Here is a 12,830-nt window from a genome sequence, read left to right as displayed (position 1 = left end):
CTCTGGAGTTCAGGCGCGCAGCCGGGGCCGCGCGGCGGTTAATCGTCGAGGCGCTCTTCCAGCTGGCGCACTTCGTGGGTCAGCTTGTCGAGGAACTGCATGCGGCGGACCAGGCGCTCGGCCTCTTCACGCCGTGCAGGATCATCCCAACAAGCGGCAAAACCTTCATCGAGCTCTTCCTGAGCCGTCTTCAGGCGGCGCTTGAAAACCGCCACCCCCGCCAAGTCGGCGCTGTCCTGCAAGTCTTCCAGCTCTTCACGCCACTGCATCTGCTGCAGAAGGAACTCGCCATCCTGCACGGTCACTTCCAGCGGCAACTCACGGCCACGCAGCGCCAGCAGATAAAGCGCCCGACGCGGCGCATTCTTCAGGGTCTGGTAGGCCTCGTTGAGGCTGGCCGAATGCTCTAGCGCAAGGCGCTGATCGCGCTCAGGCGCATCGGCAAAGCGATCCGGATGCACCGACTTGGCCAGCTCGCGATAGCGCACAGCAAGCTGCTGGGCATCCAAACGAAAGCTCGGCTGCAGGTCGAACAAGGCGAAATGACAGGGACTACCCATGGCTTCAGACGTTGAAGCTCTCGCCGCAGCCGCATTCGCCGCGCACGTTGGGGTTGTTGAACTTGAAGCCCTCGTTGAGGCCCTCACGAACAAAGTCCAGCTCGGTGCCATCGATATAGGCCAGGCTCTTCGGATCGATGATCACTTTCACCCCGAAGCTTTCGAACACCTGATCTTCGACCGCCAACTCGTCAACGAACTCCAGCACGTAGGCCAGGCCCGAGCAGCCGGTGGTACGCACGCCGAGGCGAATGCCCTCGCCCTTGCCGCGCCCCTCGAGGGAGCGCTGCACGTGACGGGCAGCGGATTCGGTCATGGTAATCGCCATATCAGCTCCTTACAGACTGCACAGGCTCAGAGCAGGCCTTTCTTCTGCTTGTAGTCGCGCACGGCCGCCTTGATGGCGTCCTCGGCGAGCACCGAGCAGTGGATTTTTACCGGCGGCAGAGCGAGCTCTTCAGCCAGCTGGGTGTTTTTGATGGTTTCCGCTTCATCCAGGGTCTTGCCCTTCATCCACTCGGTAGCGAGGGAGCTGGAAGCGATGGCCGAGCCGCAGCCGTAGGTCTTGAATTTGGCGTCTTCAATCACGCCCTGCTCGTTGACCTTGATCTGCAGACGCATCACGTCGCCGCACGCCGGAGCGCCAACCATGCCGGTGCCGACATCCGGATCCTCGGCATCCATCTTGCCGACGTTGCGCGGGTTCTCGTAGTGGTCGATGACCTTTTCACTGTAAGCCATGGTGCAATTCCTCTTTCATCAGGTGCCGCTCTTGGAGGCGACTAAATAATCAATGCGCCTGCCATTCAACCTTGGACAGGTCGACACCTTCTTTGAACATGTCCCACAGCGGCGACAGTTCGCGCAGCTTGTCCACGGCATCGCGAATCTTCGATGCGGCGTAATCGACTTCTTCCTCGGTGGTGAAGCGACCGAAGGTGAAACGGATCGAGCTGTGCGCCAGTTCGTCGTTGCGGCCCAGGGCGCGCAGCACGTAGGACGGTTCCAGCGACGCGGAGGTACAGGCGGAACCGGAAGAAACCGCCAGATCCTTGAGCGCCATGACCAGCGACTCACCTTCGACATAGTTGAAGCTGAGGTTGAGGTTGTGCGGTACGCGCGCAGTCAGGCTGCCGTTGAGGTACAGCTCTTCCATGCCATCGACCTGCTTGTAGAAGCGCTCACGCAGGGCCAGGATGCGCTGGTTTTCCTGGAGCATTTCTTCCTTGGCGATACGGAAGGCTTCGCCCATGCCGACGATCTGGTGGGTGGCCAGGGTGCCGGAGCGCATGCCACGCTCGTGGCCGCCACCGTGGATCAGCGCTTCCAGGCGCACGCGCGGCTTGCGGCGCACGTAGAGCGCACCGATGCCTTTGGGGCCGTAGGTCTTGTGTGCAGAGAAGGACATCAGGTCGACCTTCATCTTCTCCAGATCGATCTCCACCTTGCCGGTGGACTGCGCCGCATCGACATGGAACAGCACACCGCGCGAGCGGGTCAGCTCACCAATGGCAGTAATGTCGTTGATGGTGCCGATCTCGTTGTTGACGTGCATAACCGAGACCAGAATGGTGTCGTCACGCAGCGCACCTTCAACCATCGCAACGGTGATCAGGCCATCTTCGCCCGGCTCAAGGTAGGTCACTTCGAAGCCTTCGCGCTCAAGCTGGCGGCAGGTATCGAGCACGGCTTTGTGCTCGATCTTCGAGGTGATGATGTGTTTGCCTTTGGTGCTGTAGAAATGCGCAACACCCTTGATCGCCAGGTTGTCGGACTCGGTGGCACCGGAGGTCCAGACGATCTCGCGCGGGTCGGCATTGACCAGCTCGGCAACTTGCCGGCGGCCATTTTCCACAGCCTCTTCAGCCTTCCAGCCGAAAACGTGGGAACGCGATGCCGGGTTGCCAAAGTTGCCATCCACCAGCAGGCATTCACTCATTTTCTGCGCCACGCGCGGATCGACCGGAGTGGTGGCGGAATAGTCGAGGTAAATCGGCAATCTCATCAGGTATCTCCTATCAGGTAGGCGCCCTACTCAATCAACGGCGGACGCTTCAATCTTATCCAGGCGAGGCGTCCTGCCATTGCAGTGGCGCTGATCCTGACGCTGGGCAACTTCCTGCACCTCACGGCGCGTCACCAGATCAGCCAGGCTGATGCCACTGAGGAACTCGTGAATCTGCTGACTGAGGTCGCACCACAGATGGTGGGTGAGGCAGGTATCGCCGGAGTGGCAATCACCCTGCCCCTGGCAGCGCGTAGCATCGACCGACTCATTGACCGCATCGATCACCTGCGCCACTTGGATCACACGCATGTCGCGCGACAGCTGATAGCCGCCGCCCGGACCACGCACACTGCTAACCAGATTGCCGCGCCGCAGCTTGGCAAACAGTTGCTCCAGATAGGACAGGGAAATCCCCTGACGCTCGGAAATGTCAGCCAGGGACACAGGCCCCTGCTGGGCATGCAGCGCCAGATCGAGCATGGCGGTGACGGCGTATCGGCCTTTGGTGGTCAGGCGCATGGTAGCTACCACGAATTCGCTGAATTGCCGCAAGTATCCCCTTTTCCGACTGTTTCAGTCAACTATAAGACCGATTAAAACAGTCGGGATTAGGTGCAGCACGGGGCGCGAATGATAGCAAACTCAACTCCGCAAGGCATCAGGCCGCCGGCTTGTCGCCCTGCTCCTTGCAGACACCCTCGAAGTCCTCATCACGCAAGGCCGGCAACTCCTTGGCGCAATAGTCACTACCCAGCGCCTTGAGCGCCCCACACATGCCTTCCAGGCGCCCATCGACTGCCTGCAGGTGATCGAGCAACTGGCCAATGGCGCGCGCCACCGGATCGGGCATGTCCTGACTGACGCCGTAGGCATCGAAACCCAGCTTCTCAGCCATCGCCTGGCGCTTGGCTTCCTGCTCATCATCGGACTTGGCGATGATCCGCCCAGGAATGCCCACCGCCGTCGCACCCGCCGGCACTTCCTTGGTCACCACGGCATTCGAGCCAATCTTGGCCCCCGCACCCACGGTAAACGGCCCCAGCACCTTGGCGCCCGCCCCCACTACCACCCCGTCTTCCAGGGTTGGATGGCGCTTACCCTTGTTCCAACTGGTACCGCCCAGGGTCACACCCTGATAGAGCGTCACGTCATTGCCGATCTCAGCGGTCTCGCCGATGACGATGCCCATGCCGTGATCGATAAAGAAACGCCGACCGATCTTCGCGCCCGGATGAATCTCGATACCAGTCATCCAACGCCCGAAGTTGGAGACCATGCGCGCCAGCCATTTCCAGCCACCAAGCCAAAGCCCATGAGCCAGACGATGCAGCCAGATCGCGTGCAGCCCCGGATAGCAGGTCAGCACCTCAAACGCATTGCGCGCCGCCGGGTCGCGATGGAAAACGCTCTGGATATCTTCGCGCACACGCTCAAACATCTTCATTTCTCCGCTTGTGTGGCTCGCCACGTACTGCCTTCTGCGTTTCCGTAAGGATACCGCGCAGGATATTCATCTCCAGCTTGCTGACGTCGCTGCGCCCATACAAGCGCCGCAACCGCGACATCAGGTGCCGCGGGCTCTGCGGATCGAGGAAGCCAATCTGCACCAGCGTGCTTTCCAGATGGCCATAGAACAGCTCCAACTCATCCGCCGTCACCGGCTGCCCATCCAGCGGCGCTGCCGCCTCGACCTTGCTCATCTTGGTCGGCAACCCCTGCACCGCCAACCAGGCCATGCGCACCTCATAGGCCAGCACCTGCACGGCAGTCGCCAGGTTCAGCGAGCTGAAATCGGGATTGGAGGGGATATGCACATGAAACTGACAGCGCTGCAGCTCATCATTGGTCAGGCCGGCGTACTCACGACCGAACACCAAGGCCACCTCACCGCCACGCCCGGCGTGCTCCAGCGTAGTGGTGGCGCACTCACGCGGATCAAGTAGCGGCCAGGGAATACTGCGATCACGCGCACTGGTGCCGAGCACCACACTGCATCCGACCAGCGCCTCCTCCAGCGTGCCGACAACCTGCGCACCATCGAGGATATCGACCGCACCGGAAGCCCGCGCCACCGCCTCGGCACTGGGAAAGTCTTCGGGATCGACCAGCACCAGGCGCGACAAACCCATGTTTTTCATGGCCCGCGCGGCACCGCCGATGTTGCCGGGATGACTGGTATTGACCAGAACCACACGAATATTCTGCAGCACCGCGAGCTCCTGGCGTGAAGCGAAAGGGGCACCGATGTTACAGAAGCACCGAGACTTACGCCACGCGTGACAAAGGCTAGGCTACATCCAACAGGCTTTTCTGCTAGTATGGCCGGCTTTCTTTAACGACCCAGGTGAATCCCCTCATGCAGCCCATGCTGAATATCGCACTGCGCGCAGCCCGCAGCGCCGGTGAACTGATCTTCCGCTCCATCGAGCGCCTGGACGTCATCTCGATCAACGAGAAAGATGCCCGCGACTACGTCACCGAAATCGACCGCGCTGCCGAGCAGACGATTATCCAGGCACTGCAGAAGGCTTACCCGACGCACGGCTTCCTCGGCGAAGAAGGCGGCGCGATCCAGGGCACCGGCGATGGCGCTGACTACCAGTGGATCATCGACCCGCTGGACGGCACCACCAACTTCATCCGTGGCGTACCGCACTTTGCCGTCAGCATCGCCTGCAAATACCGCGGCCGCCTGGAGCACGCCGTGGTGCTGGACCCGGTTCGCCAGGAAGAATTCACCGCCAGCCGTGGCCGTGGCGCCGCCCTCAACGGTCGCCGCCTGCGCGTAAGCACCCGCAAGAGCCTGGACGGCGCCCTGCTCGGCACCGGTTTCCCGTTCCGCGACAGCCAACTGGAACACCTGGACAACTACTTCGGCATGTTCCGCAGCCTGGTCGGCCAGACTGCCGGCATCCGCCGCGCCGGCGCTGCCAGCCTGGACCTGGCCTACGTGGCCGCCGGTCGCTTCGACGCCTTCTGGGAGTTCGGCCTGTCCGAGTGGGACATGGCAGCTGGCGCCCTGCTGATCCAGGAAGCCGGCGGCCTGATCAGCGACTTCAGCGGCGGTCACGACTTCCTCGAGAAGGGCCAGATCGTTGCCGGCAACACCAAGTGCTTCAAAGCCGTACTGACCGCAATCCAGCCACACCTGTCGCCCGCCCTGAAACGCTAACTGCAGCGCTTTCAGCCGCATAAAAAAACCGCCCCGAAGGGCGGTTTTTTTTATGCGGGGGATTTACTGTGCAACCTGACCCTGCTGCGCCAGCACCAACTGACCCTGCTCATTGAGCGGAATTCGGCTACCCGGATCGTGATCCATACGTACCTGGCTGACTTTGCCATCCAACTGGTACTTCACGTTGTAACCCGAGAGCTTTTCGCTGGTATCGGTAACCGTGCTGCAACGGGTTTCGGTGGTGGTGTAGGTGTCACGATTCTGCATGCCCTCCTGCACTTTGTTGCCGGCATAGCCGCCACCGACCGCACCGGCCACGGTAGCGATCTTCTTGCCGCTACCGCCGCCCACCTGATTGCCCAGCAGGCCGCCAGCCAGGGCACCGATCACGGTACCGGTAATCTGGTGCTGATCCTTCACCGGCGCCTGGCGAGTCACCGCAACGTCCTTGCAAACCTCGCGCGGCGTCTTGACGGTTTCCATGATCGGCTCAACGGCCAGGACCTCAGCATACTCAGAGCCCTTGACCAGACTGTAAGTGGCGACAGCACCGCCGGCAGTAACACCCACCGCACCCAGCACTGCACCCACAATCATCGACTTGTTCATATGGTCCTCCTGAGACCCATCACAGCGGACTTTTCCGCCCTACTCCCAGCCTTGGATAGGCCTATGGCACACGAGTTCCCGAAACATTCAGACCCGCGCGATAAGTGGGAGCGCCATCACACCTGCCAGCCAATACGAAAAAGCCCGGCAGAGCCGGGCTTTTGCAAAACATAGCAGACGATCAGGGACGCTCGTCGACTTCCTCGGCCACCACCGGAGGAATCAGATCCTCACTGCTCAGGTTCAGCCAGATCAGCACCACGTTGGCGATGTAGATCGACGAGTAGGTACCCGCCAACACACCAACAAACAGGGAGATCGAGAAGCCGAACAGGTTGTCACCACCGAACACCAGCAGCGCCGCAATCGCCAGCAAGGTGGAGATCGAGGTGGCCATGGTGCGCAGCAGGGTCTGCGTGGTCGAGATGTTGATGTTCTCGATCAGGCTGGCCTTGCGCAGCACGCGGAAGTTCTCGCGCACCCGGTCAAACACCACGATGGTGTCGTTCAACGAGTAGCCGATGATGGCCAGCACCGCAGCGAGCACCGTCAGGTCGAAGGTAATCTGGAAGAACGAGAGGATGCCCAGGGTCACCACTACGTCGTGCACCAGCGAAACGATGGCCCCCACAGCGAACTTCCACTGAAAGCGGAAGGCCAGGTACAGCAGGATACCGCCCAGCGCCAGAAGCATGCCCAGGCCGCCCTGGTCACGCAGCTCTTCACCGACCTGCGGACCAACGAACTCGACTTTCTTGTCGCGAATCTGGTTGCTGGCATCGGCTGCCTGCAGCGCAGTAATCACCTTGTCGCCCAACTGCTGATCATCACCACGCAGGCGCACCACCACATCGGTGGTCGCACCGAAGCTCTGCACCAGGGCATCTTCGAAACCTGCGGACTTGAGGTTCTCGCGCACCTGATTGAGGTCGACCGGCTGCTCATAGCGCAGCTCGATCTGGGTACCGCCGGTGAAATCCAGGCCGAAGTTCAGCCCCTGGTAGAACCAGCTGCCCAGCGCAACCAGAGTCAGGAGCATGGTCACGGCGAACGCAGAATTGCGCACGCCCATGAAATTGATAGTTTTCATCTCAGCCCCTTAGATCCACAGCTTCTTGAAGTCACGACCGCCGAAGATCAGGTTGACCATCGCACGGGTCACCATGATCGCGGTGAACATCGAGGTGACGATACCCAGCGACATGGTCACGGCGAAGCCCTTGACCGGACCGGTACCCATGGCGAACAGGATGCCGCCGACCAGCAAGGTGGTCAGGTTGGCGTCGAGAATGGCCGTGTAGGCACGATCGAAGCCCTCGTGAATCGCGCGCTGCACCGACATGCCATTGGCGATCTCTTCACGAATCCGCGAGAAAATCAGCACGTTGGCGTCCACCGCCATACCCATGGTCAGGACGATACCGGCAATACCCGGCAGCGTCAGGGTCGCACCGAGCAGCGACATCAACGCCAGCAGCAGGACCATGTTGAATGCCAGGGCCACGGTCGCCAATACACCGAAGAAACGGTAGATGGCGATGATGAACAACGAGACGAAGAGCATGCCCCACAGGGAAGCATCGACACCCTTGACGATGTTTTCAGCACCCAGGCTCGGGCCAATGGTGCGCTCTTCGGCAAAGTACATCGGTGCCGCCAGACCACCGGCGCGCAGCAGCAACGCCAGTTCCGAAGACTCGCCCTGGCCATTCAGGCCGGTGATGCGGAACTGACCACCGAGCGGCGACTGAATGGTCGCCAGGCTGATGATCTTGCGCTCTTCCTGGAAGGTCTGAACCGGCACTTCTTTTTCGACGCCGTCGACCGTCTGCTTGACGTAGTGGGTCTGCGGCTTCTGCTCGATGAAGATCACCGCCATGCTGCGCCCGACATTGTTGCGGGTGGCACGGTTCATCAGCTCGCCGCCATGACCGTCGAGGCGGATGTTGACCTGCGGACGACCGTTCTCGTCGAAGCTGGCACTGGCGTCCGTCACCTGGTCACCGGTGATGATCAGGCTGCGCTCCAGCGGCACGGCCGGGCGACCCGGCTCGCGAAACTCGAAGGGCTCGGTGGAGGAACGCGGCGCATCGGCATCGGCAGCCAGGCGGAATTCCAGGTTGGCCGTTTTGCCGAGGATCCGCTTGGCTTCGGCAGTGTCCTGCACGCCCGGCAGCTCGACCACGATACGGTTGGCACCCTGACGCTGCACCAGCGGCTCGGCCACGCCCAGTTCGTTGACGCGGTTACGTACGGTGGTCAGGTTCTGCTTGATCGAGTATTCGCGAATCTCGACTTGCTTGGCCTGGCTCAGGCCCAGGCGCAACACCTGCATGCCACCGCGTTCACTGGTGGTCATCTCGAAATCATTGATGCTCTTGCGGATCAGCGCCTGAGCACTTTCCAGCTCGTCGCTGTCAGCAAAGCCCAGCTGGATCGCACCATCCTGCTGCGGCAGGCTGCGATAACGCAGACGCTCCTTGCGCAGGAGGCTCTTCACTTCGCTCTCGTAGACCTTGAGACGGGCGTCGAGCGCCTTGTCCATGTCGACTTCAAGCAGGAAGTGCACACCACCGGACAGGTCCAGACCCAGCTTCATCGGGCCAGCGCCGATATTGCGCAGCCACTGCGGCGTGGTCGGCGCCAGGTTCAGGGCCACCACGTAGTCATCACCCAGCAGTTTCAGCGCCAGGGCCTTGGCCGGCAGCTGGTCTTCCTGCTTGGCCAGGCGCACCAGGCCGCCTTTGCCCTGCTCCGCCAGCGTAGTCGCCTTGACGGTAAGGCCGGCTTCGCCGAGCGCCTTGCCGACGCGATCCAGGTCAGCCTGGCTGATCTGCAGCGCCGAGCTGTTGCCACTGATCTGGATAGCCGGATCGTCGGGATACAAATTAGGCGCGGAGTAGATGAAGCCGACCACCAGCACAGCCAGGATCAGCAGGTACTTCCACAGAGGATATTTGTTGAGCATGACGCCGCCCGTTATGACACGGGGCGCTTAATGCGCCCCGTCGTTGCTGAAGAATGAATCGTTAGATGGCTTTCAGAGTGCCCTTGGGCAGCGTCGCCGCGATGGCCTGCTTCTGGAAGCGCAGCTCAACCTTCTCGGCCACTTCAACCACCACGAAGTCATCGCTGACCTTGGTGATCTTGCCGGCGATACCGCCATTGGTGACCACTTCATCACCCTTCTGCAGGCCGCCGAGCAGGTTTTTCTGCTCCTTGGCACGCTTGGCCTGCGGGCGCCAGATCATCAGATAGAAGATGACCAGGAAGCCGACCAGGAACACCCACTCGAAACCACCAGCGGCAGGACCGGCGGCGGCAGCCGGAGCAGCGGCATCGGCGAAGGCGGCGGGAATCAGAAAACTCATGGGGAACTCCTATTACGAGGTCTTAAGGCTGTTGTTATCAGCGGCAACTCGCCATCTGGCGAGTTGGCATCAGGCGGGAGTGAAATCGGCAATTTTGCAGCGCCCTCACCTAAGTGCGGGCATGCCTGCCGGATTTCAATGGTTCAGGCCAACTACCGTTCAGGACTCCAGCGGCGGCGTCTGCAGGCCGCGCCGGGCATAGAAGGCATCGACGAAGGCGGCCAATGTACCCTGTTGAATAGCCTCGCGCAAACCAGCCATCAGGCGCTGGTAATGGCGCAAGTTATGGATGGTATTGAGCATGCTGCCGAGCATTTCGCCGCACTTATCCAGGTGATACAGGTAGGCGCGCGAGAAGTTCTGACAGGTGTAGCAATCGCAGGTCGGATCGAGCGGGGACTCGTCATGCTTATGCACCGCGTTGCGGATCTTGATCACCCCGGTATCTATGAACAGGTGGCCATTGCGCGCATTGCGCGTGGGCATCACGCAGTCGAACATGTCCACGCCACGACGCACGCCCTCGACCAGGTCTTCCGGCTTACCCACCCCCATCAGGTAGCGCGGCTTGTCGGCCGGCAGCTGCGGCGGCAGGAAGTCGAGCACGCGAATCATCTCTTCCTTCGGCTCACCGACCGACAGACCACCGATGGCCAGGCCGTCGAAGCCAATCTCGTTGAGACCTTCCAGCGAGCGCATACGCAGCTCTTCGTGCATGCCGCCCTGGACGATGCCGAACAGCGCCGACGGATTGCCCTCATGGGCATTCTTCGAGCGCTTGGCCCAACGCAGCGACAATTCCATCGAGCGCTTGGCCACATCGAAGTCCGCCGGGTACGGCGTGCACTCGTCAAAAATCATCACGATGTCGGAGCCCAGGTCGCGCTGCACCTGCATCGACTCTTCCGGCCCCATGAACACCTTGGCGCCATCCACCGGCGAGGCGAAATACACCCCCTCCTCTTTGATCTTGCGCATGGCGCCCAAGCTGAACACCTGGAAGCCGCCAGAGTCAGTGAGGATCGGCCCCTGCCACTGCATGAAGTTATGCAGGTCGCCGTGCTTCTTGATCACCTCGGTGCCCGGGCGTAGCCACAGGTGGAAGGTGTTGCCCAGAATGATCTGTGCACCAATCGCCTCAATGTCGCGCGGCAGCATGCCCTTGACCGTGCCATAGGTCCCCACCGGCATGAACGCCGGGGTTTCCACCACACCACGCGGGAAGGTCAGCCGACCGCGACGGGCACGCCCATCAGTGGCCAGCAGCTCGAAGGACATATGACTCATGGGGTTTCCTCGGGGCCGCGCGGGGCGGGATTGCGGGTGATGAACATGGCATCGCCGTAACTGAAAAAACGGTACTGCTGCTCGACGGCCGCCGCATAGGCCGCCATGGTTTCCGGATAACCGGCAAAGGCGGAAACCAGCATCAGCAGGGTCGATTCGGGCAGGTGAAAGTTGGTCACCAGGGCATCGACCACATGGATCGGTCGCCCTGGGTAAATAAAGATGTCGGTGTCGCCGCTGAATGCCTTCAGCCGGCCATCACGTGCCGCACTCTCCAGCGAACGCACGCTGGTGGTGCCCACCGCCACCACCCGACCGCCGCGCGCCTTGCACGCCGCCACGGCATCGACCACGTCCTGGCTGACTTCCAGCCATTCGAGATGCATGTGGTGGTCCTCGATGCGCTCGACGCGCACCGGCTGAAAGGTGCCCGCCCCTACGTGCAGGGTGACAAATGCGCGCTCGACGCCCTTGGCGGCAATGGCTTCGAGCAACGCTTCGTCGAAGTGCAACCCGGCAGTCGGCGCGGCCACGGCGCCAGCCTTGCTCCGATCGGAATAAACAGTCTGGTAGCGCTCGCGATCGGATGCATCGTCGGCACGATCTATATAGGGCGGCAACGGCATATGCCCGACCCGCTGCAGCAGCGGCAGCACTTCCTCATTGAAACGCAATTCAAACAGCGCATCGTGGCGCGCCAGCATCTCGGCCTCGCCGCCGCCTTCTATATGAATCAGCGAACCGGGCTTGGGCGACTTGCTCGAACGCACATGGGCCAGCACGCGATGACTGTCCAGCACGCGCTCGACCAGAATTTCCAGCTTGCCGCCAGACGCCTTCTGCCCGAACAGCCGCGCCGGAATCACCCGGGTGTTGTTGAACACCATCAGGTCGCCAGGACGCAGGTACTCGAGCAGATCGACAAAGTGTTGGTGAGCCAACTGGCCACTCTCGCCATCCAGCACCAGCAGGCGGCTGGAACGGCGCTCGGCCAGTGGGTGGCGGGCAATCAGGGCATCAGGGAGATCGAAATGAAAGTCGGCAACGCGCATGGTGGGAATCGTCTTGCAGGGCTGCAAATCTTACCGGAAACCGCACATTCTAGCCACGCACCCGGATTGACCGCATTCGACCACCTCCCTATACTCCGCCGCCATCGTGCCCCGGTGGCGGAATGGTAGACGCGGCGGATTCAAAATCCGTTTTCGAAAGGAGTGGGAGTTCGAGTCTCCCCCGGGGCACCAATCATCTTGTTCCAGCGCTCTCACGATGAGCCTGAAACCCCTCTGAAACACCCGCTACAGAGCGCCGCAAACTCGTACGAAAGTGACGATTTGCAGGGGCTTGGCAAACGTCTTTGAGTTAGCGTAGAGTGTGCCCACTGTGTTTGCATGGGTCGCCTTGAATCGTGACCTGGTGCAGTAGATCCTAGATCCGCTACATCCCGCTCGACTTCTCTTACTCTCTGCAACCAGTCCCAGCCCTCTTCGCTCGAGCAAGAGGCTGTCATCAACTCTAGTTTCAAGGAAATAAGACATGTCGAATCGTCAAACCGGCACCGTTAAGTGGTTCAACGACGAGAAGGGCTTCGGTTTCATCACCCCCGAAAGCGGTCCGGATCTGTTCGTGCACTTCCGCGCTATCGAAGGCAACGGCTTCAAGAGCCTGAAAGAAGGCCAGAAGGTTACCTTCGAAGCCGTGCAAGGCCAGAAAGGCATGCAAGCTGACAAAGTCCAGGTTCTGGGCTAAGTCGCTTCCGAAAAAGCCCCTGATGGAAACATCAGGGGCTTTTTTGTGCCTGCGATTTGTTGCCCGTACAA

15 protein-coding genes and 1 tRNA gene are annotated in these 12,830 nt (G+C 61.0%); 3 read left to right on the top strand and 13 right to left on the bottom strand.

What is annotated here, in order from left to right; all coding sequences use genetic code 11:
• Window positions 1-38 precede the first annotated feature (38 nt).
• From hscB to trmJ, 7 genes are all read right to left on the bottom strand, one after another.
• On the bottom strand, window positions 39-560 hold the full coding sequence (gene hscB / locus H3H51_RS11255; protein WP_183089129.1) for a co-chaperone HscB: 522 nt from the start codon (window positions 558-560) through the stop codon (window positions 39-41).
• A gap of 4 nt (window positions 561-564) precedes the next feature.
• Window positions 565-888, bottom strand: coding sequence for an iron-sulfur cluster assembly protein IscA (gene iscA / locus H3H51_RS11250; RefSeq protein ID WP_183089128.1), 324 nt, complete (start codon window positions 886-888; stop codon window positions 565-567).
• A gap of 26 nt (window positions 889-914) precedes the next feature.
• Window positions 915-1,301 (bottom strand): Fe-S cluster assembly scaffold IscU, encoded by a 387-nt coding sequence (gene iscU / locus H3H51_RS11245; protein WP_040261926.1) that lies wholly within the window; start codon window positions 1,299-1,301, stop codon window positions 915-917.
• Between the two features lie 49 nt (window positions 1,302-1,350).
• Window positions 1,351-2,565, bottom strand: coding sequence for an IscS subfamily cysteine desulfurase (locus H3H51_RS11240; protein ID WP_183089127.1), 1,215 nt, complete (start codon window positions 2,563-2,565; stop codon window positions 1,351-1,353).
• Window positions 2,566-2,595: 30 nt separating this feature from the next.
• Window positions 2,596-3,087, bottom strand: coding sequence for a Fe-S cluster assembly transcriptional regulator IscR (iscR, locus tag H3H51_RS11235; RefSeq protein ID WP_183089126.1), 492 nt, complete (start codon window positions 3,085-3,087; stop codon window positions 2,596-2,598).
• Between the two features lie 139 nt (window positions 3,088-3,226).
• Entirely contained in the window at window positions 3,227-4,006 is a 780-nt protein-coding gene (gene cysE / locus H3H51_RS11230; RefSeq protein WP_235981344.1) for a serine O-acetyltransferase, read from the bottom strand.
• Window positions 3,999-4,814 carry a tRNA (cytosine(32)/uridine(32)-2'-O)-methyltransferase TrmJ gene (gene trmJ / locus H3H51_RS11225; protein WP_407926498.1) on the bottom strand — a complete coding sequence of 272 codons (816 nt, stop codon included), beginning with the start codon at window positions 4,812-4,814 and terminating at the stop codon, window positions 3,999-4,001. Before trmJ ends, cysE begins: the two co-directional genes overlap by 8 nt.
• Before the next feature lie 110 nt (window positions 4,815-4,924).
• Between trmJ and suhB the strand changes: the two genes are divergently transcribed.
• Window positions 4,925-5,740 (top strand): type III secretion system regulator SuhB, encoded by an 816-nt coding sequence (gene suhB, locus H3H51_RS11220; protein WP_183089123.1) that lies wholly within the window; start codon window positions 4,925-4,927, stop codon window positions 5,738-5,740.
• A 63-nt stretch (window positions 5,741-5,803) separates the two neighbouring features.
• Here the strand turns inward: suhB and H3H51_RS11215 are convergent, their stop codons facing one another.
• The 6 genes from H3H51_RS11215 to queA form a co-directional block, all read right to left on the bottom strand.
• Window positions 5,804-6,352 carry a glycine zipper 2TM domain-containing protein gene (locus H3H51_RS11215; protein WP_183089122.1) on the bottom strand — a complete coding sequence of 183 codons (549 nt, stop codon included), beginning with the start codon at window positions 6,350-6,352 and terminating at the stop codon, window positions 5,804-5,806.
• 181 nt (window positions 6,353-6,533) lie between these two features.
• Window positions 6,534-7,442 (bottom strand): protein translocase subunit SecF, encoded by a 909-nt coding sequence (gene secF / locus H3H51_RS11210; RefSeq protein ID WP_183089121.1) that lies wholly within the window; start codon window positions 7,440-7,442, stop codon window positions 6,534-6,536.
• Between the two features lie 9 nt (window positions 7,443-7,451).
• Window positions 7,452-9,320 carry a protein translocase subunit SecD gene (gene secD, locus H3H51_RS11205; RefSeq protein WP_183089120.1) on the bottom strand — a complete coding sequence of 623 codons (1,869 nt, stop codon included), beginning with the start codon at window positions 9,318-9,320 and terminating at the stop codon, window positions 7,452-7,454.
• A gap of 61 nt (window positions 9,321-9,381) precedes the next feature.
• Window positions 9,382-9,723: a preprotein translocase subunit YajC gene (gene yajC, locus H3H51_RS11200; protein ID WP_183089119.1), complete on the bottom strand. Its 342-nt coding sequence runs from the start codon at window positions 9,721-9,723 to the stop codon at window positions 9,382-9,384.
• Between the two features lie 159 nt (window positions 9,724-9,882).
• Window positions 9,883-11,001 (bottom strand): tRNA guanosine(34) transglycosylase Tgt, encoded by a 1,119-nt coding sequence (gene tgt, locus H3H51_RS11195; protein WP_183089354.1) that lies wholly within the window; start codon window positions 10,999-11,001, stop codon window positions 9,883-9,885.
• Window positions 11,002-11,006: 5 nt separating this feature from the next.
• Entirely contained in the window at window positions 11,007-12,062 is a 1,056-nt protein-coding gene (gene queA / locus H3H51_RS11190; protein WP_183089118.1) for a tRNA preQ1(34) S-adenosylmethionine ribosyltransferase-isomerase QueA, read from the bottom strand.
• A 108-nt stretch (window positions 12,063-12,170) separates the two neighbouring features.
• Between queA and H3H51_RS11185 the strand changes: the two genes are divergently transcribed.
• A tRNA-Leu gene (locus tag H3H51_RS11185) sits at window positions 12,171-12,254 on the top strand.
• Between the two features lie 292 nt (window positions 12,255-12,546).
• Window positions 12,547-12,759 (top strand): cold-shock protein, encoded by a 213-nt coding sequence (locus H3H51_RS11180; RefSeq protein ID WP_160082300.1) that lies wholly within the window; start codon window positions 12,547-12,549, stop codon window positions 12,757-12,759.
• The last annotated feature ends 71 nt before the right edge of the window (window positions 12,760-12,830 follow it).

This window comes from Aquipseudomonas ullengensis (assembly GCF_014174475.1).
GTDB classification, from domain to species: domain Bacteria; phylum Pseudomonadota; class Gammaproteobacteria; order Pseudomonadales; family Pseudomonadaceae; genus Aquipseudomonas; species Aquipseudomonas ullengensis.
Note: the sequence above shows the minus strand (reverse complement) of the source record. Positions and strands in the feature narration are given on the sequence as shown.

Excerpts from the sequence above, each read along its gene's own strand:
- yajC (WP_183089119.1), bottom strand. The coding sequence starts at position 9,723 with ATGAGTTTTCTGATTCCCGCCGCCTTCGCCGATGCCGCTGCTCCGGCT.
- cysE (WP_235981344.1), bottom strand. The coding sequence starts at position 4,006 with ATGTTTGAGCGTGTGCGCGAAGATATCCAGAGCGTTTTCCATCGCGAC.
- H3H51_RS11215 (WP_183089122.1), bottom strand. The coding sequence starts at position 6,352 with ATGAACAAGTCGATGATTGTGGGTGCAGTGCTGGGTGCGGTGGGTGTT.
- H3H51_RS11240 (WP_183089127.1), bottom strand. The coding sequence starts at position 2,565 with ATGAGATTGCCGATTTACCTCGACTATTCCGCCACCACTCCGGTCGAT.
- iscA (WP_183089128.1), bottom strand. The coding sequence starts at position 888 with ATGGCGATTACCATGACCGAATCCGCTGCCCGTCACGTGCAGCGCTCC.
- tgt (WP_183089354.1), bottom strand. The coding sequence starts at position 11,001 with ATGTCCTTCGAGCTGCTGGCCACTGATGGGCGTGCCCGTCGCGGTCGG.
- iscU (WP_040261926.1), bottom strand. The coding sequence starts at position 1,301 with ATGGCTTACAGTGAAAAGGTCATCGACCACTACGAGAACCCGCGCAAC.
- secD (WP_183089120.1), bottom strand. The coding sequence starts at position 9,320 with ATGCTCAACAAATATCCTCTGTGGAAGTACCTGCTGATCCTGGCTGTG.
- secF (WP_183089121.1), bottom strand. The coding sequence starts at position 7,442 with ATGAAAACTATCAATTTCATGGGCGTGCGCAATTCTGCGTTCGCCGTG.
- iscR (WP_183089126.1), bottom strand. The coding sequence starts at position 3,087 with ATGCGCCTGACCACCAAAGGCCGATACGCCGTCACCGCCATGCTCGAT.
- suhB (WP_183089123.1), top strand. The coding sequence starts at position 4,925 with ATGCAGCCCATGCTGAATATCGCACTGCGCGCAGCCCGCAGCGCCGGT.
- queA (WP_183089118.1), bottom strand. The coding sequence starts at position 12,062 with ATGCGCGTTGCCGACTTTCATTTCGATCTCCCTGATGCCCTGATTGCC.
- hscB (WP_183089129.1), bottom strand. The coding sequence starts at position 560 with ATGGGTAGTCCCTGTCATTTCGCCTTGTTCGACCTGCAGCCGAGCTTT.
- H3H51_RS11180 (WP_160082300.1), top strand. The coding sequence starts at position 12,547 with ATGTCGAATCGTCAAACCGGCACCGTTAAGTGGTTCAACGACGAGAAG.